Raw genomic sequence first — 21,344 nt, forward strand, 5'->3', positions numbered from 1 at the left:
TAAACCTGATGAGTGAAAAGTTACAGAAAGTGCTGGCACGTGCCGGCCATGGCTCGCGTCGTGAGATGGAGGCCTTGATCGCTGCAGGTCGGGTCAGTATTGATGGTACGGTTGCTAAGTTGGGCGATCGGATCGAAGAGGATGCCCTGGTGCGCATCGATGGTAATAAGGTTCCTCTGCAAAGCCGCGAAGAGGTGGTTTGCCGGGTCCTCGCCTACCACAAGCCGGAAGGGGAGGTCTGTACCCGCAGCGACCCTGAGGGGCGGCCTACCGTGTTTGACCGTTTGCCTAAACTCAAAGATTCCCGCTGGGTTTCTGTGGGGCGCCTGGATATCAACACTTCAGGCCTGTTGCTTTTCACCACGGATGGTGAACTGGCAAATCGCCTGATGCACCCGAGTCATGAAGTTGAGCGTGAGTATGCGGTACGGGTGTTTGGTGAGATCACCGACCAAGACTTTAAAGGCCTGCTGAAAGGGGTTCAGCTTGAAGATGGCATGGCCTCTTTCAAGACGATCCGCGATGCCGGAGGTGAAGGTCTCAATCACTGGTACAATGTGACCCTGACCGAGGGGCGTAACCGTGAAGTGCGTCGCCTGTGGGAGTCGATTGAAGGGGTCAAGGTAAGCCGATTGATCCGGGTTCGTTACGGTGATATTGGCCTGGATCGCACCCTGCCGGTTGGTGGCTGGGGAGAGCTGACACTGGAGCAGGTCAACTACCTGCGAACCAAAGTTCAGCTGGGTAATGAGACCCGGACCAAGCTTGAGATTGATTCAGATAATAAGCGCAAGCGCTACAAGCAGGCTGCGCAGATCCGCCGCTCGGTGCGTCGCCATCAGCGCGCTCGCCAGCAGGAGCGTTCACGCACCAGCCAGCGCAAGCGGGTGCGTAAGTAATTTTGTGAGGGGGCTTTCGCCCCCTTTTCTTTGCCAGCGATTCGTCCACTTTTAAATCACGTCGACTCTCTTCCTCTCATTTACCTTTAAGGGCTTTGAGCCAATCGAGAAGGTTCACTATAAGGGGCACCATGTGTTGGTGATGGCTGCAGAGCTTAGCTGAGGCTATAGCTCGGATCCGCTATACTTCTTTTTTCTCATTTTTCAGGAAGAATCATCATGAGTCAGACCGTCGTATGTGTCGCAACTTTTATCGCAAACCAGGGGGAGGCAGCCTCCCTTCATCAGGCACTACAGGCTCTGGTTGAGCCGACCCGCAGCGAAGCAGGATGTCAGAGCTATGTTCTGCATCAGGGGATTGATAATCCCGGACTATTCACCATGATTGAGCATTTTGAAGATATGGCCGCTTTTGAGCTTCACTCAAGCCAGCCTTACCTTGAGAGCTTCAAGGCTCAGTGTGGCGAGTGGGTGGAATCAGTTTCGGTGAATCTGCACCGGATTGCAGATCCTACGTCGGCGTAAAGGCATTGGCGATATCTCGCTGATGATTTAGCGAGGCTGAATGATTTGACCTGCGGTCAGCTTTTGTGCCTATGACACAACTGTCCGGCCGCGGGCTTCGGGTCAGGGGGACTGCTCACCCAGTCCCCCTACCAACCCTGAGGGTGCCCCTCGATTCGTGGAAATCCTGAAAATCACTTACTCTTTGAAGCTCAGCATAGACACGCCGTCCTTGGCGTGGCTATGCACTCATGGCGTCCTGCCATTCGGCTTCACTCGTATTATGATTTTCAGGCACGAATCAAAAGGGGGAGAGAGCCTGTGAGTTAGCGCAGTGATGATATCTACAGATTTATTCTATTCAGGGTCTTTGCTCTGAGAACATAAATAGGCAGGAACTTCTTAATATTATCACTGATGCTGAGTCGAAGAGGGAAGTTAACTCCCCCGTGAGCGAGCCTTGGGTGAGCTATATAGGTTTGTTGTTTCATCTCGAGGCAGGATGCCGAGCCACGCAGGTCGATGTCGGGAACATCGTTCCGAAGTGAGTTTTTGATTACTTTTGGCGATACAAAAGTAATGTGCAGCCGGCACCCCGGCGAATGCAGCGCAGCTGCAAGAAAGCCATCCGTAGGATAAAGATCGACGTAGTTTGACCTACGGTCAGCAGTTTTGTGCCTATGACACAACTGTCCGGCCTCGGACTGCGGGTTAGGGGGACTGCTCACCCAGTCCCCCTAACAACCACGAGGGTGCCCCCTGATTCGCATTACTCCTCAGAATAACTGGTTCTTTGTGGTACGCAGATACGGGCGCCCCTGCCCGGTTCTGCTTTCAGGATATCCATATCCTTCACCCTTAAATCCCTGCGCGATTCTTCTGTGCGAATTAAAGGGGAAGTTAAACCCCGTGAGTGAGCGCTGAGGTGTGCTATTTTTCTGGGAATTTGTTCCTTTCGAGGCAGGATGCCGAGAGGCGCAGCTCTGCGGAGGGACTCGCAGCGCGGAGCGAACTTTTGGTTACTTTTCTTGACAGAAAAGTGACTCGCCGTTCGGGCGAGACCGACAATTGCCACGTAGTGGCAAAAAGCTATCCGCAGGATATAAATGGTTCACTTAGCTACAAGCGAACCAAGCAGCAAACTAGCCGCTCCACTGCTAAGTGGGGGGATGGGGAGTCCTCCCCATCCAAGCTTCTTACGCAGGATATGAAAATAGCTGTAGCTATGGGCGTAGCTCGTCTCATCCCAGCACGCAAGCAACGATCCTGGTGTTGAGTGGGCTAAGCGATGTTTAGTCCAAAGAGCTAAGTTTAGTCAGAGTGTCGTGTGTTTGCTTATCTAGCATAATGTTTTCAGCTGCAATATTGTCATTTAGATAGGCTAAGGTACGGCTACCCGGTATAGGGATAATATCTATAGGTTGATCTTGTAGAAGCCAGGCTAAAGCTAATTGCGCTGAGGTATGCCCTGTTTCTTTTGATTGTTTGAGCAGATGTGCTATCAGATTTTTGTGGGTCTCTAGCCTGTCTGTATACCCTGGTAGAGCTAGACGAAGGTCATCCCCATTTAGCGATTGGATGTCAGAACATTGTCCGGTGAGTGCGCCACGCCCTAATGGGCTATAGGCAACAAAGCCGATTCCCAGCTCTTTCAAACAGGGGAATAATGCTTGAGATTCAGGGGCCCAGAGTGAGTACTCATTCTGGATCACTGTGATGGGGTGGATTTCATGAGCACGCTTTAGCATATCCTCATCAAGCACGTTAGACAGCCCAATATATTTAACTTTTCCAGCTTTCACCAAGTCACTTAAAGCTTGCATGGTTTCTTCAATTGGTGTTTTGCCATCATGACTGTGTAGATAATAAATATCCAGGTAGTCAGTTTTCAAATATTGCAAGCTTTGATCACATGCTTTCTTAAGGTATTCGGGGCTGGAGTCAAAACGCCACTGTGAAAAGTCAAGTGGAGCCCTGACTGTATCATTACGGATAATGCCCCCTTTAGAGCAAAGAATCATCTTTTCACGCATATCTGTGGTAAATGCTGACAGCAAAGATTCATTGAGGCCGTTACCATAGATATCGGCAGTATCGATTAAATTGATACCACTATCTAGAGCATGGCTAATGGTTTTGAGAGCTTCTTTTTTATCTGAAGGGCGATAAAACTCTGAGAAACCAGCACAACCTAAACCGATACGCGAGACTTCTGGGCCATTTTGTCCAAGCTTAATTTTTTGCATGTTTTAGTCCTTTTAAATCGTACAAATAACTCCTTGTGGTAGGAGTTATGAAAGGGAAGGTAGGGCAATGATGTTGTCGGCAATAGGCCCGATTTCTGGGCTGCATTTACCTTTTCTTGGAGCGAGAATTCTACCAAAAGAAATGTATACCGAGTAGAGAAAGTTTGGTGACACAAGGGGGTAGTATCCCACTTGTGTCACCAAGGTTCCGGGAAGGAATGGGGAGCCCTCCCCATCAAAAAAGCTTACTTCCCCATCCAAGCTTCTTACGCAGGATATGAAAATAGCTGTAGCCATGGGGATGGAGCAGGCGCAGCTGATGCTGGGTCTTGCGAATGAGGATCTCATCACCCGGCAGCACGGTCAGGGCCACCTGGCCATCACAGCTTATCTGCATCTCATCGGCTCTTGAGTTGGGGGAGACGACCAATTTGATCTCACTGTCGGAGTCGACCGCAATCGGGCGACAGCTGAGAGTATGAGGGTGCATCGGCACCAGGGCGATGGCGTTGAGGGAAGGAGTCAGGATCGGGCCTCCTGCCGACATCGCATAGGCGGTGGAGCCGGTGGGGGTGGTCACTATGATGCCATCGGCCCGCTGGCTATACATGAAGGCCCCGTCGATATAGACCTCGAATTCGATCATCGGGCCTATCTTCCCAAGGTGCAGCGCCGCTTCATTCATCGCGCTGTTACTGGCCTTGAGCTCATCGTGGCGATAGACTTGGGCTTCAAGCAGGAATCTGTGCTCGGTCTGGTACTCTCCTCGCAAGATCTCGGTGAGCTGAGTCTCAAAGTCACAGGGGGAGAGGTCGGTCAGAAAACCCAGGTTACCCCGGTTGATCCCGACGACCGAGATATCAAAGCGTGACAGAACCCGGGCGACTCCCAGCATATTGCCATCGCCGCCGACCATGATCGCCAGATCACACTTCTGGCCTAGAGTCACGAGATCGCGGGTACTATCGGGAGAGACTCCCAATTCATCTGCAATACGCTCTTCAACCAGAACGCTCAGCTTATGCTGTTCCAGGTAGTGCATCACCTTATGCAGAGTTTGCTTGGTCTCAGGGTGATTCAGCTTACCGATCAGGGCTATTTTTTTAAAATGCTGGCTCATAGTGTCTTAGTGCTCAATTGTGAACGGGCAGTATAGCGTGTTATTTACCTGAAAATAGATGATTTGAGGCACATATGGGTCAAATTTATATTTTTCGTCCATTTTGCAACTCCTTAGCCCTTGAAACCCGATATTGGATCCCCATAATAGCCTGCAATAGCATGTGAATTTGAACGGAGAAACCATGAGCGCTGAAGAGCAAAAAGCACAGCAGCAGAATGTCGAAGCCGAGCAGGCTGCAGCCACTTCTGAACAAGAGGTTGAGCAGCCTCAGGTTGAAGTTAGCGATGAGCAGATGATGCTTGATCAGCTGGCTGCCCTGAGCAGTCAGGTAGAAACCTTGCAGCAGCAGGTATCCGAAGAGAAGGATCGTGCGCTGCGTGCTGTCGCCGAGCAGGAGAATATCCGTCGCCGGGCGGCTCAGGATGTTGAGAAGGCCAACAAGTTCGCCCTGGAGCGTTTTGCCAATGAGCTGCTGCCGGTTATCGATAGCCTGGAGCGAGCGATTGAGCTGGCCGACAAAGAGAATGATGAACTCAAGCCGATGCTTGAAGGAATCGAGCTGACCCTGAAATCGATGCAGGGCGCGGTTGGCAAGTTTGGGGTTGAGGTTGTTGATCCAACGGGACAGAGCTTTGATCCAAATCGTCACCAGGCGATGAGCATGGTTGAGAATGCAGATGTTGACCCGAACACGGTTCTGCATGTGATGCAAAAGGGCTATGAGCTCAATGGTCGGGTGATCCGCCCTGCGATGGTGATGGTCTCTAAGGCTCCCGCGACCGATAAGTCTGAGTCTTAAGCAAGACTTAGGCTCTGTTATGTCAATAGAGCCTGGGATTTAGGTTACAAGGACCGTAACCGGGGGAACCTGGTTACGGTTTTTTATTAGCCGACAGACATCCGGCTAGTGCCAATTATGAAAGAAGAGTGATCAGAATACGCTGATAATCCATGAATCATTTGCGCCACGCAGCAAGTACATCCTGTATGCTCGATGCCAGCATCCATGCTGGCAACGGGCTAAATGACTCACAGATTATCCAGATTAGTATGAGTAGCATTCTGGTCACCTATCTACTGGGATTGGTGTAACGGCTATCCGACACCTTGTGGATTCATCCCTTAAAACTCTACTGTAGCTTCCCTGCTACAGAAGGTCGGCTAGCAGGCCACCTGAATGACGGCATTCATGCGGTCAACGCGTTTGAATTGATCTCAAGCAGGCGCACAAAAGGCCCCATCCCGCCAAGTTTGTGCCAAGAGAAGAGAGATTAGGAATTTTTTTTCAATTTTTTTATCTCTAACGCTTGAAGAGCAAAAATATGCCCCCATCTACTGGGTAACGGTAAAAAAGAATCTCGCTAAGGTGCCTCGTCGGAACATTTCCCTTATACGGCATCTGCTGGCGGTAACAGTTTAGAATTGATTTTCGGAGAAATTAGCACATGGGCAAAATCATTGGTATTGACTTAGGTACAACGAACTCGTGTGTTGCTATCTTGGATGGCGACGCGCCTCGTGTAATCGAGAACGCCGAGGGCGATCGTACGACTCCTTCTATCATCGCATACACTGACGATGGTGAAACTTTGGTAGGTCAGCCTGCAAAGCGTCAGGCGGTAACCAACCCTAAAAATACTTTGTTCGCTATCAAGCGTCTGATCGGTCGGCGTTTTGAAGATGCCGAAGTTCAGCGTGATATCGAAATCATGCCTTACAGCATCGTACGTGCCGATAACGGTGATGCCTGGATTGAGGCAAAAGACAAAAAGATGGCTCCACCACAGATCTCTGCAGAAGTTCTGAAGAAGATGAAGAAGACTGCAGAAGACTATCTGGGTGAAGAAGTAACTGAAGCAGTTATCACTGTTCCTGCTTACTTCAACGACTCTCAGCGTCAGGCAACTAAAGATGCGGGCCGCATCGCGGGTCTGGACGTGAAGCGTATCATCAACGAGCCAACTGCCGCAGCCTTTGCTTACGGCGTAAACAAGACGACCGGTGACCGTAAGGTTGCGGTATATGACTTAGGTGGTGGTACTTTCGATATCTCTATCATTGAAATCGATGATATGGACGGCGAAAAGACTTTCGAAGTACTGGCGACCAACGGTAACACTCACCTGGGTGGTGAAGACTTCGATAACCGTCTGATCAACTACCTGGTTGAAGAGTTTAAGAAGGATCAAGGCTTTGACCTGCGTAACGACCAGCTGGCTCTGCAGCGTCTGAAAGAAGCCGCAGAAAAGGCGAAGATCGAGCTGTCTTCAGCTCAGCAGACAGACGTGAATCTGCCATACATCACTGCAGACGCGACCGGTCCTAAGCACCTGAACATCAAGGTGACTCGTGCCAAGCTGGAGTCTCTGGTTGAAGATATGGTCAAAGACTCTCTGGAGCCTGTTCGCATCGCACTGCAGGATTCTGGTCTGTCTGTATCTGACATCGATGATGTCATCCTGGTTGGTGGTCAGACTCGTATGCCTCTGGTACAGACCGAGGTTGCCGGCTTCTTCGGCAAAGAGCCACGTAAAGACGTGAACCCGGACGAAGCGGTTGCCATGGGTGCTGCGATTCAGGGGGCGGTTCTGTCTGGTGACAAGAACGACGTACTGCTGCTGGACGTAACTCCTCTGTCTCTGGGAATCGAGACCATGGGTAGCGTGATGACTTCTCTGATTGAGAAGAACACCACCATCCCAACTAAGAAGTCTCAGGTATTCTCAACTGCTGAGGACAACCAGTCTGCGGTAACCATTCACGTACTGCAGGGTGAGCGTAAGCGCGCTTCTGACAACAAGTCTCTGGGTCAGTTTAACCTGGAAGGCATCCGTCCTGCACCACGTGGTCTGCCACAAATCGAAGTAACCTTCGATGTAGACGCCGACGGTATCCTGAACGTATCCGCTAAGGATAAGGACACTGGGAAAGAGCAGAAGATCACCATCCAGGCATCTTCCGGTCTGTCCGACGACGAAGTCGAGCGCATGGTTCGCGAAGCGGAAGCGAATGCCGCTGAAGATAAGAAGTTTGAAGAGCTGGTTCAGACCCGCAACCAGGCTGATGCTCTGGTTCACGCCACTCGCAAGCAGGTAGAAGAAGCTGGTGAAGCACTGCCTGCAGATGAGAAGAGCAAGGTTGAAGATGCGGTATCTGCTCTGGAAACTGCCATCAAGGGTGAAGATAAGGCGGAGATCGAAGCCAAGCAACAGGCTCTGATCGAAGCATCTTCCAAGCTGATGGAGATCGCTCAGCAGCAGGCACAGGCTCAGGCAGCTCAGGGTGCCGATGCAGGTGCAGAGCAGCAGCCAGGCGCAGAAAAAGCGGCTGACGACAATGTTGTTGATGCCGAGTTTGAAGAAGTGAAGGATGACAAGAAGTAAGTTGTCCCTTCCTTAGGAGCTATACGGGCGTTGGGTGACCAACGCCCGTCTGCATATCTAAAAGATGCGTTTATCTGGTTGTTAGAGCATGTCAAAACGAGATTACTACGAAATTCTGGGCCTGGATCGTGATGCGGACGAGCGCGCCATCAAGAAGTCCTACAAGCGCTTGGCGATGAAGTATCATCCGGATCGCAATAAAAATGATGCGGGTGCAGAAGAGAAGTTTAAAGAGGTCAAGGAAGCTTACGAGATCCTCACTGACCCTCAAAAGCGCGCGGCCTACGATCAGTATGGTCATGCCGGTGTTGATCCTAACCAGGGTGCCGGCGGCTTCGGTGGAGGCGGCTTTGGTGGCGCGGATTTCGGTGACATCTTTGGCGATGTATTTGGCGATATCTTTGGTGGCGGCCGTCGTGGCGGCGGTCAGCAGCGTGCAGCCCGGGGCTCGGATCTGCGCTACAACATGGAGCTGACTCTTGAAGAGGCGGTCCGTGGCGTTAGCAAGAAGATCAAGGTTCCAACTTACGATAGTTGTGATGTCTGTCATGGTAGCGGTGCCAAGAAGGGCTCTAAGCCTCAGACTTGTCCAACTTGTCATGGTAGTGGCCAGGTGCAGATGCGCCAGGGCTTCTTCGCGGTTCAGCAGCCTTGTCCTCACTGTCACGGTAAGGGACAGATCATCTCCGATCCATGTACCAAGTGTCATGGCCAGGGACGTTATCAGACCACTAAAACCCTGTCAGTGAAGATCCCTGCGGGTGTGGATACAGGCGATCGGGTTCGCTTATCCGGTGAGGGTGAAGCGGGTGAAAATGGTGCTGCGGCGGGCGATCTGTATGTGCAGATCCATGTTAAAGATCACGATATCTTTGTCCGAGACGGCAATAACCTTTACTGCGAGGTGCCGATTAGCTTTACGGCGGCGGCTCTGGGTGGTGAAGTGGAAGTTCCAACCCTGGATGGTCGGGTGAAGCTGAAGATCCCCGGAGAAACTCAGACTGGCCGGATGTTCCGGATGCGTGGCAAAGGGGTTCACTCTGCTCGCAGCCGTGCGGTTGGCGATCTCATCTGTAAGGTGGTTCTTGAGACTCCGGTACGCCTCAATGAGCAGCAAAAAGAGCTGCTACGCCAGTTTGAGGAATCACTGGAAGGCTCTTCGCCTAAGCGTCACAAGCCAAAATCCACCGGATTTTTTGATGGTGTAAAACGCTTTTTTGATGATCTGACCAATTAAAAGATCGTGTTTTCCCTGTAAAAAGCCCACCTTGCAAGGTGGGCTTTTTTTATTTGATAAGCCGGTCGCTATTTTATAGGTCCATCATAACTCTATGTATATTAGTTGTTTATTGTAACCGTATGTTTTGATTAAGGCTTTCATGGATCTGTTATTTGAAAGGAAAAACGCGGTTTCCAAAAACTGTCGCACCGATGCGACAGGTTGGTGCATTTTTAATCGGACAAAATCTGTCCGAACCTCTTGTTAGTCTCATCATCGAGTCAGTCAAAGCTTCGCAAGCAGGAGCATTCGGAGCGACTGAATCTTTTAAAGCTGAAGGGATAGATACCCCTATCTGTATTGAAATACCTGATTTGTGAGTCCTTATCTTTTTGCTTGTGCCTTTCCGCAGGAGAGCATTTAGCTGTTTTTTATTCTATGCAGATCTTGAGCTTCAGCCCTTAAACCATCAATAGATGAGATATTGAGATGAAATCATTCAAGGTGAAAAAGTTAGCAGTGGCAATGGTTGGTTTGTCTGGTCTGGCTATGGCCAGTGGCAGCGCGTTTGCTGGCGCCCCGCAATGTATTAATGTGAGCTTTGATAATGAGTGCGTTTTTTGGTCCATCGCGATCACCCAATAAGATCGATAGCGATCACTGAATAATATCGATCGCGATCGCTCAATAATATCGATGGCGATCACTTTTGAGTTTTATATTATTGGGTGATCGGCATGAATATTATGCAGTCCCGACCGAAATGTTATTCATTTCAACTCCCGTTTCGCAGGTGTTTTTTTAACCGGCTATGCTCTCTGTTTGACCTCGAGCGGAGAGCCAGCCATGCCAACGGTGCATATCACCATGCGAAAACTCAAAGAGATCCTCAGACTCAAGTACCAAGGCGGCCTGAGTCACCGCCAGATCGCAAGCAGCCTGTCTGTGTCTCCGTCGACTGTGTCCAATTACTGCAAAAGGGCCCAACAGATGGGGCTATGCCAATGGCCTCTGCCTGCTGAGTGGGATGAAGAGCGGCTGCGCCGTGAGTTCCTTGAGACCCGGATCACGGTTCGTCAGACACCTCCTCTGCCGGATTGGGCCGTGGCCCATCAGGAGCTCAGACGCAAAGGGATGACGCTACAACTCCTGTGGGAGGAGTATGCTGAGCGACATCCCAAGAACCACTACAGCTATAACCATTACTGCATGCGTTATCGTGAGTGGCGTAAATGCCAGTCTCCCTCAATGCGTCAGAGCCATAAAGCCGGTGAAAAACTGTTTGTTGATTACTGCGGTCCAACCGTGCCCATCGTGGATCCGAGGACTGGGGAGGAGCGTCGGGCTCAGATCTTTGTCGCTGTGATGGGTGCATCCAGCTACACCTACGCCGATGCAACCTTGAGTCAGGGGCTGGAAGACTGGGTGATGAGCCATAAACGGGCCTTCGAATTTCTGGGGGGAGTACCAGAGATGATCGTTCCGGATAATCTCAAAAGCGGAGTCAGTAGAGCGTGTCGCTACGAGCCAGATCTCAATCCTACCTATCAGCAGCTGGCTGCACACTATGGTGTTGCAGTGCTTCCTGCCCGTCCTTACAAGCCCAAAGATAAAGCCAAGGCTGAGGTGGGCGTGCAGATCGTTGAGCGCTGGATCCTGGCAAAACTGCGCCATGAGACCTTCTTCAGTCTGGCTCAGCTAAACCAGCGGATCGGGGCTCTGCTCACCGAGTTGAACAATCGCCCGTTCAAGAAGCTGCCGGGAAGCCGTAAATCACAGTTTGAATTGCTAGACAAACCGGTGCTCAAATCGCTGCCTCAAAACCCCTATCAGTTCACCCGGGTGAAGGCGGTTCGGGTTCATATCGACTATCACATCGAGCTCGACAAGCACTACTACTCGGTTCCCTATACCCTGCTCAAACGCAAGCTTGAAGCGCATATCTGCGACAACCTGGTACGGATCTATCATGGTGGTCGCTGTGTCGCGACACATCCACGCAGCTATCAGCAGGGAGGGCAAACCACCCACCCCGATCATATGCCGGTCGCACACCAAAAGCAGATGCAATGGACCCCGGGACGCTTTCTGAACTGGGCTCAGGAGATAGGCCCCTCCACGCTTGCGGTGATCAAACAGCTGCTCTACCGAAAGTCCCACCCGGAGCTTGGATATCGGGCCAGCCTTGGGATCCTCAACCTGGAAAAGCGATATGGACGCCCCCGCTTAGAAGCGGCCTGCCAGCGAGCAGACCGAACGGGCGTTTACTATCAGAAAGGGATCCGCTCCATCCTGGAAAAGGGGCTGGATGGCCAGCCACTGCCCGAAACTCAGCCGGATCGTCTGGCGGAGCTCACTCACCTCAATATCCGTGGCTCAGGCTACTATCACTAAGGATCAAAGATGACAGAACAACTCAAACAGCAACTTCGGGAGCTGAAACTAAGTGGTATCCGGGATGCCCTGGAAAGGCAACATCAGCAACCCGGGCACTACCAGGAACTCGGGTTCGAAGAGCGACTCAGCCTGCTGCTGGAGCAGGAGCTGACGGATCGGTCTCAGCGGCGGATCGAGCGCCTTATCAAGCAGGCCCGATTCCGGCTGCAGGCAAATCTGGAGCAACTGGATTATCGAAGTGATCGCGGCTTGCATAGAGCCCAGATCCGCTCACTGGCAGAGGGATACTGGCTTAGCCTGGGGCAGACTCTGATCCTGACCGGGGCGACCGGGTGCGGGAAAACCTATCTGGCCTGCGCCCTGGGCCATCACTTCTGTCTGCAGGGACTCGGGGTTCGCTACTTCCGGTTTAAAGAGCTGCTGGAGCAACTGCAGCTGGCTCAGGCTGATGGCAGCTATCGAAAGCTGATGGTTCAGTTGAGAAACACGCCGCTTCTGATCCTCGATGACTGGGGACTGGAGTCGCTGAATGCGCTTCAGCGTAGCGATCTACTGGAGTTAATCGATGCTCGCCATGGTCACGGAGCCACACTGATCGGCAGCCAGCTTCCGCTGGAGCACTGGCACACAATGATCGGTGAATCAACCCATGCGGATGCGATCCTGGATCGTCTGGTTCATGGAGCGATCCGTGTAGAATTATGCGGAGAATCGATGAGAAAAATCACCGCAGAGTTGACGGATGCCGATCACTCAGGGTAAAAAATAACCCAGTCTGTGAGACGGGATGTTGAGGTGATCGACATCATATTATTCGGTGATCGCCATCGCGATAATACGCAATAATGAGTCGGGGCAGACCATGTATGCGACGCTTCCTGATACCAGTGGAACGCAAATTCAGTTACCCCAGGGGATAACTAAAAAGTGCTTATCTACTTCATCTGATTTTAAGACAGGGCGAATCTACTTTAGTGAAAAGCAGGATGGAACATCTAAAGATGATGAAGCCTTTGTTGAGATGGGCGATGGATGGAATGTGGTGTGGAATCTGACCAATGTCGATAGCTTCATTCTCCCGATGCAGCTGCAGATCAACTATGACAACGGAACCACTCAGACGGTTGGTATCAAATCCGGAAATACCCGGGATGGGATGATCCATAAATTAGAGATTGAGATGAAGGCTGCGGGCGATGATTATCCTGCTAGCTCCTTCTTTAAAGGTAACAAGGTGATTGCTCCTGGAAAGGTAAGCTATTCGGGGGATGACAAGCTCTGGAGCAGCGCTATCCAGGATGGGTTGAATAGCCTGGTGAAGCTTGGTCAGAACTTTAGCATTACCTATGGTCCGGAAACCTACAAAAACTTCCAATCCATAGGCGGAGGAAAGTACTCGGTCGATCTCTATTACAACGCAAATCTGGTGCAGACTGTAACTATCTGGGGTGTGAACAGTTATAACGCCGCGGCAGGGGAGATCCCATCCGATGAAAAAAATATCAGTGATAAAGAGAAACAGGGTCATCGATTTGCAGCACTTATAGGTTCAGCGATTAACCGTGGAGTATTGGGAACTCCATCATCCTGGAGCAATCAGGATGACTATTTCCAGGGCTCCAATCGGGGATATAATGTTTACGCTAAAGTTATTCATGAAAACTCGATTGACAAGAAAGCCTATGGCTTCTCCTACTCTGACTACTATGGACACGCGGCAGCTCTTTCTTTAGGTGATGCTAACCCAGGTAGCGTTACTCTTAGAATACTGCCCCTGAGTAATGCAAACACCGTCAGTTGGGATAATCCAAATCTAACGGTTCACTATGATCAGGCTCCCGATCAGGGCAAGGGAACGGCAAGCTTCAATGGGAATGCATCCTATCAACAGGATCATATCTCCTATAGCTGCAGCATCAGCGATGGGCAAAAAACTATAAGCTCTGCGACTTGTACGGTTAGCAGTGATAATTCGGGTCTGAGTTTTTATAGTCAGAGCGCAGAGAACCTGGCTGGTGATACCCTGAAAGTCACGGCTCGGGATGATTCTAACCCTGACATCAAGCCTGTGACGGTCGAGGCAATTATTCCCGGGAAGAAACCAACGCCTCCCGTCTCTGATACACCCTGGTATCGGATCTGGTCTCAGGGTAAGCGAGCAACTGTGGTGAAGGGAGTCCAGACCAAGACTGAGTCGGTTGGTTCAATTACTCACCAGGATATCCAGGTTGCCAATGGTCAACTGGAAGTTCAGATCCCGGGGGGGCTGTGTGCCAGTATGATTTGAACACTTACACACTAGGCACTTTTACCGATCCCGGCAAGTCAGTATGTAATGAGCTGGTGAATTCAGGCAGTGGATCCGGATCCCAAAGTGATCCGTACAACATTAACCTCGGCGGTGATATGTAACCTCCTGAAAGAGTTTTACCAATGTCAGCTGAAGCCCTGCAACGCAGGGCTTTTTCATGGTTGTTAGATAATCAATTGCAGATCTGATCAGAGCTACCCCTTGGCACAAAAATCGAATGTCACTCCCTTGCGTGTCAAAAACACATTGCTGTAGCGGGCGGTAAAGACCCATCAAACAGCAAGAGCTATCAATTTTTGGGAGAGTGTGATGACCAAGATATATAAGTTTAAGATTTGCGTAGTCGCAGCCTTAGTGCTGATCTTTTGTGGTCATGGAGCAGTTGCATCTACAGTGCAGGTAAATATTGACCTGAGTCAGGTAAACAACCAGGCGGTCAATTTAGATAGTGTGTATTTGCTGGTCAGCGGAAAGTGTTCACAGGATTCCCCTTACCCGGGGAAGCCTTGTTATATAAGCTTTGATCAATCTGGAGAACCAACTTACAAACCAGCTTCGAGCGTGAAAAGCTCTAAGGATGAGTCGGTGCTGCTGTCTAAGCTTCCTAAAGATGGCAAACAAGCTTATATCAAGGTACCTCATCTGGAGTCCGGGCGGATCTGGCTATCTATCGGTAAACCTCTGGATATGAAGACGAATAAGGACGGCTCAATAGAGCAACCCAATGTGACGCCGGATGTACTTAATGCCATGAACGCCAATAGTGCTATCTTGTACGATAAATTTGAGTTTACCTTTGGGCTAAAGGACGGTGGCTATAAGACGGTTATTAATACCACCAGTGTCGATTTTGCATCCCTTCCCTACATGATTCATCAGAAAGATACGGTGCCCGTCATGCCTGCGGCTGGCTATGGTCGGGGTGGAGATATGTTAGCACAGATGGAAAAGCTTGTTCCGGACTGGAGCAGTTCCTCCTGGGCTAAACTGGTCCAGTATGAATATATTGATAATCAGCCTCAGGTTGGTAATGGGGCAACGGATGCAGCCGCTAAAAATTTACTGAGGATCCACGCTCCGGGCCGGGACTCAATGAAGCAGTATTGGCCTAAGGACTATCTGGTTCCCTATCTTGAGAAGATTCAGCAGCATTATACCGCTCAGAATAAACAGGGCCTGAGGGTCACTATTAATACGGATCAATCGACCTGGTATGGGACTTTCAGCGGCTCGGTTCTTAGCTTCAACAAGTATTCTGCGAAAGGCAATATCATTGCAACCGAGAGCTTTGATTTCTCTGATGACTCAGGGCACTCGGTGAGTGACTCCATCTTTATGGGAGCGGAAGGTATTTTTTCGGCATCGGGCCAGAATCCTCCGACCGCCAAAGATGAGCTCGCCAAGGCATTGACCGCGACCATTCAGGCCGGACTTCTGATGCGTACTAAAAGTGTGCTACCTATTATCCCGCCGGGAAAAGATCAAATCAGTTATACGGATCTTTCTCCAGAGGTGGTGAAGCGCGTTGAGCGCAAGTATCTCTATAATCAGGGGGGAAATTTTGTCTCAGGATATACCCCGAATATTTGTGGCACCGGTGGTGAGCCCTGTACCAATATCTACGCTGCGGCAATGCATGCATTCGGCGATGCCGTTACATATCCAAACGTTTATGGCTTCGCTTATGCAGATTATCTGGGGCTCGATAGTACCGCAACATCAAGTAATTTCTCGCCAGCTACTGTGATCATTAGCTTCGGTGATATGCAGGGCAGAGTTGTTGAACACCCGGGGAAGGTCAGGATTCAATCGGCCATAGACGGTACTGTGACTCTGGTGAGAACCGAAGGGACCAGCGGTAAGATAGATGCTGAGCTCAGGGTGATTGGCGCGAATACGGCCTTAGCTTTCTCTTTTGCCGATGGAGAGGGGGGCAGGATCAGCCCAAGGTGGTGAGCTTTGGGAAGCAGGGGGACCAAATACAACTCGTTGATCTTGCACATCCGGACTATGTTGATTCGGATCCGGTGACTGAAAGTGGAGCCATACCGGCCTGGTATCAATTTACTACGGCGAGCACAGCTGCTGGCAAAAGCACATCAATCAATGGACAGAAGATTCCCGGAGCAGCCGCAAGCCCCTCTTTGATGCTAGGTGATGGAAAGTTGATGACTCTTTCTGTCACTTCAAGTGGTCTGTCATGTCAATACATTCTCGATAAGGGCCTGGTTACTTATATATCAAAAGAACCCCTCTGCTGGCAGCTCCCTGCAAAAGCTGATAGTGGCAGTGGAACCAAAGAGAGCCCATTCCACTTTGGGCTGGGTGGGGACCTATGAGCAGAGACTGATGCTCCTTTCAGCCAGATGCCAGCCCTGGGGCTGGCATCGATTTGCAAGCGTCCATGTTATCCCAGTAGCTGAAGTAGCTCGGAGTCATCAAACCCTATGGTAATCGCCTCTGCATTTGCCAACACACTGCCTTCAAACTGTGGGCCCTGAATATAATTGAGGAGCACACCTGCGACCTCCTCCAGGGCAGATGTTTCATTGGCAAAGGAGAAGCTTTCAAGGCTGAGACAGCCATTTTCCGGGGTGTAATCCTCATCACAGGCCCAGTTATCATCCGTGGGATCATAACTGGCTGAGCCCATCAGGTAGAGCTGATATCCCTGGGGGCTTTGAAACATCCCGAAATTAAAGGCGATGATGTCGGAGTCGGCTTGTTCGGTGATTTGAGCTAACCACTGGTGAATGGTCTGTTCGAGAGAGGGCATTGAGGTTCTCCTGTGTCCTGGTCTTCCACATGGTACTGGAAATAGAGGTGCATGCCCAATCATAGCTCTTGAGCTGATTACAACTGCTAAAATTACAACACGGATCAGGGATAGAGGGTAGCTTATGAGATGGCTCATCCTGCTCGGAGCAATGGCAGGCATAATCTTGGGTTCGACTGCCAGCCAAGCGGCAGCGCAAAAAGTGATTATCTATGGTGATGAAGACTACCCACCCTATAGCTTTATGGAGGGAGGAGAGGCTAAGGGGATCTATACAGAGATCGTGAAACGCGCCTTCTCCCGGATGAAAAACTATGATGTGAGTATTCGCCTGGTTCCCTGGAAGCGTGGATTGAAGATGATCGAAGATGGAACCGCTCTCGCACTGTACCCCCTTATCTTCATATCTACAAACGCCCCTATATGTGGCCCTACTCTATTCCCATCATCTACGAGCGGGTCTCGGTCTTCTGCCATGAGGATGTGCTTGCCCAATCCCTGAGAGCCCGTTGGCCGGAAGATTATTATGGACTGATTATCGGCAATAATGCTGGCTTTGCTATCGGTGGAGATAAATTCTGGAAGGCGGTGAAGAAGGGACGGATCAAGATCCAGGAGGTAGGAGGGACCCGGCAGAATATTCTAAAAATGGGGCTTAAGCGAATTGATTGCTATATCAATGACAGGATCTCTATCCTCTGGGAGCTGAAGAAGCTCAAGGCCACTGGTGAGTATCAGGAGGGAGTCCGCCACGCCAAACTGCTGGAGGGGGCAACCATCTCCATTGAGCAAGGTTTTCTTGGATTCACCGATAAAGATAAGGGCAAGTTTCCCTATAAGACAGACTTCATCAAGGAGTTTGATACAGTGATCTATAGTATGCGCCGCACCGGTGAGTTGCAGGAGATCATTGAGAGTTACGTCCGTTAATGGGGCACCATGGCTGGTGACAGGAGCACTGAATGAGAAGATTGGGCGTGTTTTTGTGCCTGATGGCGCTTTGCATCGGTTACAGTGCTCAGGCTAAGCTCCAGGAGGTCATTGTCTACGGAGATGCAAACTACCCACCCTACAGTTATCTGGAGAAGAATGAGGCGAAGGGGATCTATACTAAGCTGCTGCGCAAAATTTTTTCTCAGATGAAAGGGTACAGGGTGGAGATCAAGCTGGTACATTGGCGACAAGGCTTGGAGTTGCTGCGTCAGGGGACGGGTTTTGCTCTCTATCCGCCTTATTTGCGAGTCAAGGATCGTCCCTATATCTGGCCCTATTCTCTGCCACTACTCCAGGAAACAGTGGTGACCTACTGCCGTGAGAAGGTTCTGGAGAGCTCGTTACGACCCCGTTGGCCCAAGGATTATTACGGCTTGGTGATAGGTAATAATTCGGGTTTCTTGGTGGGAGGCCCTGAGTTTTTTGAGGCGGAACGCCAGGGAAAGCTTAAGATCACAGAGGCGCGCAGTGCCCGGGAAAACTTGTTGCTACTAGGGATGCGTAAGACCGACTGTTATATCAATGATCGCCACTCGATCTTATGGGAGCTGAAAAAGCTTAAAAGCAGTGGAGAGTATCTTCCCGGAGAAAAGGGTGTCCAGATTTTTGAGGGGGCAACCATCTCCACCGAACAGGCCTTTGTCGGCTTTACCAACCGGGATAATGGTAAGTTCTCTTTCAAGCAAGACTTTCTCCGCCAGTTTAATAGCATTCTCTATGAGATGCAGCGCAGAGGTGAGCTACAACAGCTACGTGAAGAGTTTGTTCGTTAGTTATACAGGAGACTACCGAAGAAGCTCTGCGATTGCCCTTTGATGTATTAAGCCAGCTGTCTCAGGTGAGGCATAAGCGGTCTCACCTGAGACAGCTTAGATACTTAGGCTGACGGAAATTGCATGCCAAGTTCATTTGATCGGCCTGTCCGCATTCAGCCTGAACATGAGTAAAAGGTCTGAGGGCCAACACTATTTTAGCAACACCTGAGGGGCATGAGTTAAAATATGAACTCGGTATGAAAATAAAATTATAATTTGAATGTGGATTACATGGATAAAAAAATAATATATAGCATGGGAATAAGACAGCTTGAGCTATTTCTGAGAATCTATGAAACTCAAAGTATTTCAGAAGCCGCAGTTATCTGTAACCTAACCCAGTCTGCTGTGACCAAGAGCCTCAGAAAGCTAGAAGAGCTACTAGGCTTGACTCTTTTCTATCGGCATACCAGGGATGTATCTGCAACTGAAGCGGCACATATATTATATCCTTATGCATTAAATATATTTACAGAATCATTGAGTTTTGAAGAAAAGTCGATTCAGCTTAGAGATGGAGCTGAGGGCTCTGTGAGAGTCGGATTTGGTCCTCTGGTCTCATATCTATTTAGCTCAAGATTGGCCAGGGTTATATCATCACAAAACCCTAATGTGGATGTAAATTTTCTCAGTGGTCATTTTGAAGAGCTTAAGAGCAAGTTATTCAATCATGAATTAGATTTCTTTATCTGTGACTCACGGTCTATTAATCACATTCCTGATCCGGAACGGTTCGTTACAAATAAAGTAGCAACATTTCCTCTGATATCAGTCACATCTCCAGATGCACCATTCCTAACAGCTGGGGTGGATCTATTATCATGCCCCTGGGCGCTTCCAAAGATTGGTTATCAGTATATGAATTACATTCCGGAGCGTGTATTCATGATGCTGAAACAAATTGGAAAAATCCGTTATGGGATCGATGACTTAAATACTTGCATCGAACTTGCTAAGTCTGGGCAGGCATTGACAATAACAACAAGGTTTATGGTCAAAGATGAAATAGATAATGGTGAGTTAATTGAGTTTTCTTTACCTTTAGAGCAGTTTAGAGAGCATAGTCTCTCTATTTATTCGCTACGCTCCAGGACATTGTCTCACACTGGGAAGGAGATGCAGGCTTTCCTCAAGAGTTGTATTTCATCCTGGTTTTGTGATTTGGAAAGTCAGTTATCTACAACCTGCTGATACACAGATGGGTTGTCTGATGGTGTTTTATTTATAACTGAACACGATTAATATATTCCTGGAGTTAAGGTGCTAATCCACCTTATGATAAGGCGTACATTTTTACATATTTCAGCTCCGGGGAGTTATTATGGCGGATTATGAAAATGGGTCAGAAACCCTCTCATCTTCCAATGGTGGATTCGGATGGGGAGATGCTAACATTTCAATAACAGCTCAAAATAAGTGGAGTATTTACAATGGAATAAATCAGAACCTGACAGCTGGCTTCAAGTCCATGAGCGTGTTTGGTTTGAATCATAGCCTTAATTTGGGTGGTGTCCTATCCATGGGGACTAATATAAAACTCACAATGCATGCGGGTTATAAATATACTATGGATAAATACTCCTTTGACTTGAAGGTAAAGGACGAAAGAGCGATTGCTGAAGAGTTTGAGACAAAACTACAGAGCTCCGTACTAATAAGCGAGTTGACAGAGTTTACGGCTGAGCGAAGTCAGATAGCACTTAGTGAAATAAATAGTATAACTAGTCAGGTAAATGCTGTTAATTTGAATGTTGAGACTAATTTTCAGAAAATAGAAGATGACGTCAATAGCATAAGAACTGTGGTGTCGGATATTGAAGAGGTTACCTCGTCAATTGAGAAAAAAGATATGCTAGTTCAAGAAAATATAAGTGAAATTAAAAACACTGTATCAAAGATAGAGGAGGTGACTAGTAAGATAACGACAGTTGATATGGATCTTAAAGATGCTCAAGTAATCTTAATAGCTTGATATTTTTAGTGAATATCTTCTTGAGAAAAATAATCTGCTCTCGACAGATCTCTAAATATTGAGTTGGCTATACTAGCGTTGCTACATCTGCGAGAGTTAGCTGAGTCCTATCGTTACTATTTGAATAGTCAACTCTGCTATGGCTATTGAGGCAAATTTACACCTTTAGCTGAGCAGCGATGATGTTAAGAGCCTGTATGTTGACATTAGCAATCTAAGTTTGTTTTTCTGGAGGGAGTGAAACCGAGTCGGCAAGGTTTTTTATTTGGGCAAAAAGAGAGGGCAACCGAAGCGAGCACTTCGATTGCCTTTTTATGGTTAAGCCAGCTGAACCGGGATGTCGTAGCTGGTACGCTCGATCTGGTTGTCAGCGTTGAGATAAACAAGCTTGGGCTTGTGGGTCTTGACCTGTTGCTCGTCCATGGGGGCGTATGCACAGATAATGATCCGATCGCCTACGGCGGCCTTACGGGCAGCTGCGCCGTTCAAAGAGAACATGTGTGAGCCACGCTCGCCAGAGATGGCGTAGGTTGCAAAGCGCTCACCATTTTCGATGTTATAGATTTCGATCTTCTCATACTCGACGATCCCTGCGGCATCCAGCAGATCCTGATCGATGGCACATGAGCCTTCATAGTTGAGGACGGCATGAGTAACGCGAGCCTGGTGAAGCTTGCCTTTGAGCATGATTCGTTGCATATCTGTT

General features: G+C 49.3%; 19 protein-coding genes. 15 read left to right on the forward strand and 4 right to left on the reverse strand.

Annotation, left to right across the window (positions count from 1 at the left end; translation table 11 throughout):
* Window positions 1–8 precede the first annotated feature (8 nt).
* Both rluB and DB847_RS05950 read left to right on the forward strand, forming a co-directional pair.
* Window positions 9–899 (forward strand): 23S rRNA pseudouridine(2605) synthase RluB, encoded by an 891-nt coding sequence (rluB, locus tag DB847_RS05945; protein WP_108649868.1) that lies wholly within the window; start codon window positions 9–11, stop codon window positions 897–899.
* 219 nt (window positions 900–1,118) lie between these two features.
* On the forward strand, window positions 1,119–1,424 hold the full coding sequence (locus DB847_RS05950; RefSeq protein ID WP_108649869.1) for a putative quinol monooxygenase: 306 nt from the start codon (window positions 1,119–1,121) through the stop codon (window positions 1,422–1,424).
* Window positions 1,425–2,695: 1,271 nt separating this feature from the next.
* Here the strand turns inward: DB847_RS05950 and DB847_RS05960 are convergent.
* Together DB847_RS05960 and nadK are read right to left on the reverse strand one after the other, a co-directional pair.
* Entirely contained in the window at window positions 2,696–3,649 is a 954-nt protein-coding gene (locus DB847_RS05960; protein ID WP_108649871.1) for an aldo/keto reductase, read from the reverse strand.
* A 235-nt stretch (window positions 3,650–3,884) separates the two neighbouring features.
* Window positions 3,885–4,769 carry an NAD(+) kinase gene (gene nadK, locus DB847_RS05965; RefSeq protein ID WP_108649872.1) on the reverse strand — a complete coding sequence of 295 codons (885 nt, stop codon included), beginning with the start codon at window positions 4,767–4,769 and terminating at the stop codon, window positions 3,885–3,887.
* Window positions 4,770–4,953: 184 nt separating this feature from the next.
* Between nadK and grpE the strand changes: the two genes are divergently transcribed.
* From grpE to DB847_RS06000, 9 genes are all read left to right on the forward strand, one after another.
* Window positions 4,954–5,571 carry a nucleotide exchange factor GrpE gene (gene grpE, locus DB847_RS05970; RefSeq protein WP_108649873.1) on the forward strand — a complete coding sequence of 206 codons (618 nt, stop codon included), beginning with the start codon at window positions 4,954–4,956 and terminating at the stop codon, window positions 5,569–5,571.
* A gap of 646 nt (window positions 5,572–6,217) precedes the next feature.
* Complete coding sequence (gene dnaK, locus DB847_RS05975) at window positions 6,218–8,155, forward strand: molecular chaperone DnaK (RefSeq protein ID WP_108649874.1); 1,938 nt, start codon at window positions 6,218–6,220, stop codon at window positions 8,153–8,155.
* Window positions 8,156–8,243: 88 nt separating this feature from the next.
* Window positions 8,244–9,392 (forward strand): molecular chaperone DnaJ, encoded by a 1,149-nt coding sequence (dnaJ, locus tag DB847_RS05980; protein WP_108649875.1) that lies wholly within the window; start codon window positions 8,244–8,246, stop codon window positions 9,390–9,392.
* 155 nt (window positions 9,393–9,547) lie between these two features.
* A complete protein-coding gene (locus DB847_RS24255) occupies window positions 9,548–9,754 on the forward strand; it encodes a hypothetical protein (protein WP_159084421.1) in 207 nt (68 codons plus the stop codon).
* Window positions 9,755–9,863: 109 nt separating this feature from the next.
* Entirely contained in the window at window positions 9,864–10,019 is a 156-nt protein-coding gene (locus DB847_RS24260) for a hypothetical protein (RefSeq protein WP_159084422.1), read from the forward strand.
* Window positions 10,020–10,220: 201 nt separating this feature from the next.
* The gene (gene istA / locus DB847_RS05985) at window positions 10,221–11,768 is read left to right on the forward strand and encodes an IS21 family transposase (protein WP_108649425.1); all 1,548 of its coding nucleotides are present in this window, start codon (window positions 10,221–10,223) and stop codon (window positions 11,766–11,768) included.
* A 9-nt stretch (window positions 11,769–11,777) separates the two neighbouring features.
* A complete protein-coding gene (gene istB / locus DB847_RS05990; RefSeq protein WP_108649424.1) occupies window positions 11,778–12,533 on the forward strand; it encodes an IS21-like element helper ATPase IstB in 756 nt (251 codons plus the stop codon).
* Window positions 12,534–12,588: 55 nt separating this feature from the next.
* Window positions 12,589–14,058: a beta-1,3-glucanase family protein gene (locus DB847_RS05995; RefSeq protein WP_159084423.1), complete on the forward strand. Its 1,470-nt coding sequence runs from the start codon at window positions 12,589–12,591 to the stop codon at window positions 14,056–14,058.
* Between the two features lie 333 nt (window positions 14,059–14,391).
* Window positions 14,392–16,038, forward strand: a complete 1,647-nt coding sequence (locus tag DB847_RS06000) for a beta-1,3-glucanase family protein (RefSeq protein WP_108649877.1) — start codon at window positions 14,392–14,394, stop codon at window positions 16,036–16,038.
* Between the two features lie 451 nt (window positions 16,039–16,489).
* Here the strand turns inward: DB847_RS06000 and DB847_RS06010 are convergent, their stop codons facing one another.
* A complete protein-coding gene (locus tag DB847_RS06010; protein ID WP_108649879.1) occupies window positions 16,490–16,858 on the reverse strand; it encodes a hypothetical protein in 369 nt (122 codons plus the stop codon).
* A 423-nt stretch (window positions 16,859–17,281) separates the two neighbouring features.
* Between DB847_RS06010 and DB847_RS06015 the strand changes: the two genes are divergently transcribed.
* The 4 genes from DB847_RS06015 to DB847_RS06030 all read left to right on the forward strand — a co-directional run bounded on the left by DB847_RS06015 (window position 17,282) and on the right by DB847_RS06030 (window position 20,638).
* On the forward strand, window positions 17,282–17,788 hold the full coding sequence (locus tag DB847_RS06015; RefSeq protein ID WP_199911738.1) for a type 2 periplasmic-binding domain-containing protein: 507 nt from the start codon (window positions 17,282–17,284) through the stop codon (window positions 17,786–17,788).
* Window positions 17,789–17,820: 32 nt separating this feature from the next.
* The gene (locus tag DB847_RS06020) at window positions 17,821–18,624 is read left to right on the forward strand and encodes a substrate-binding periplasmic protein (protein WP_199911739.1); all 804 of its coding nucleotides are present in this window, start codon (window positions 17,821–17,823) and stop codon (window positions 18,622–18,624) included.
* A gap of 273 nt (window positions 18,625–18,897) precedes the next feature.
* The gene (locus DB847_RS06025; protein ID WP_108649880.1) at window positions 18,898–19,857 is read left to right on the forward strand and encodes a LysR family transcriptional regulator; all 960 of its coding nucleotides are present in this window, start codon (window positions 18,898–18,900) and stop codon (window positions 19,855–19,857) included.
* A gap of 130 nt (window positions 19,858–19,987) precedes the next feature.
* Window positions 19,988–20,638, forward strand: a complete 651-nt coding sequence (locus DB847_RS06030; protein WP_108649881.1) for a hypothetical protein — start codon at window positions 19,988–19,990, stop codon at window positions 20,636–20,638.
* Between the two features lie 318 nt (window positions 20,639–20,956).
* Here DB847_RS06030 and panD read toward each other — a convergent pair whose 3' ends face one another.
* Window positions 20,957–21,337: an aspartate 1-decarboxylase gene (gene panD, locus DB847_RS06035; protein WP_108649882.1), complete on the reverse strand. Its 381-nt coding sequence runs from the start codon at window positions 21,335–21,337 to the stop codon at window positions 20,957–20,959.
* Window positions 21,338–21,344 lie beyond the last annotated feature (7 nt).

Origin of the sequence: Dongshaea marina, assembly GCF_003072645.1 — a bacterium.
In the GTDB taxonomy this organism is placed as follows: domain Bacteria; phylum Pseudomonadota; class Gammaproteobacteria; order Enterobacterales; family Aeromonadaceae; genus Dongshaea; species Dongshaea marina.

Bases quoted from the DNA above. Each gene is read 5' to 3' on its own strand.
- panD (WP_108649882.1), bottom strand. From the start codon at position 21,337: ATGCAACGAATCATGCTCAAAGGCAAGCTTCACCAGGCTCGCGTTACT.
- rluB (WP_108649868.1), top strand. From the start codon at position 9: ATGAGTGAAAAGTTACAGAAAGTGCTGGCACGTGCCGGCCATGGCTCG.
- DB847_RS06020 (WP_199911739.1), top strand. From the start codon at position 17,821: ATGAGAAGATTGGGCGTGTTTTTGTGCCTGATGGCGCTTTGCATCGGT.
- DB847_RS06010 (WP_108649879.1), bottom strand. From the start codon at position 16,858: ATGCCCTCTCTCGAACAGACCATTCACCAGTGGTTAGCTCAAATCACC.
- dnaK (WP_108649874.1), top strand. From the start codon at position 6,218: ATGGGCAAAATCATTGGTATTGACTTAGGTACAACGAACTCGTGTGTT.
- dnaJ (WP_108649875.1), top strand. From the start codon at position 8,244: ATGTCAAAACGAGATTACTACGAAATTCTGGGCCTGGATCGTGATGCG.
- DB847_RS24260 (WP_159084422.1), top strand. From the start codon at position 9,864: ATGAAATCATTCAAGGTGAAAAAGTTAGCAGTGGCAATGGTTGGTTTG.
- istA (WP_108649425.1), top strand. From the start codon at position 10,221: ATGCCAACGGTGCATATCACCATGCGAAAACTCAAAGAGATCCTCAGA.
- DB847_RS05950 (WP_108649869.1), top strand. From the start codon at position 1,119: ATGAGTCAGACCGTCGTATGTGTCGCAACTTTTATCGCAAACCAGGGG.
- DB847_RS06015 (WP_199911738.1), top strand. From the start codon at position 17,282: ATGTGGCCCTACTCTATTCCCATCATCTACGAGCGGGTCTCGGTCTTC.
- DB847_RS06000 (WP_108649877.1), top strand. From the start codon at position 14,392: ATGACCAAGATATATAAGTTTAAGATTTGCGTAGTCGCAGCCTTAGTG.
- DB847_RS06030 (WP_108649881.1), top strand. From the start codon at position 19,988: ATGGCGGATTATGAAAATGGGTCAGAAACCCTCTCATCTTCCAATGGT.
- nadK (WP_108649872.1), bottom strand. From the start codon at position 4,769: ATGAGCCAGCATTTTAAAAAAATAGCCCTGATCGGTAAGCTGAATCAC.
- istB (WP_108649424.1), top strand. From the start codon at position 11,778: ATGACAGAACAACTCAAACAGCAACTTCGGGAGCTGAAACTAAGTGGT.
- DB847_RS05960 (WP_108649871.1), bottom strand. From the start codon at position 3,649: ATGCAAAAAATTAAGCTTGGACAAAATGGCCCAGAAGTCTCGCGTATC.
- DB847_RS06025 (WP_108649880.1), top strand. From the start codon at position 18,898: ATGGATAAAAAAATAATATATAGCATGGGAATAAGACAGCTTGAGCTA.
- grpE (WP_108649873.1), top strand. From the start codon at position 4,954: ATGAGCGCTGAAGAGCAAAAAGCACAGCAGCAGAATGTCGAAGCCGAG.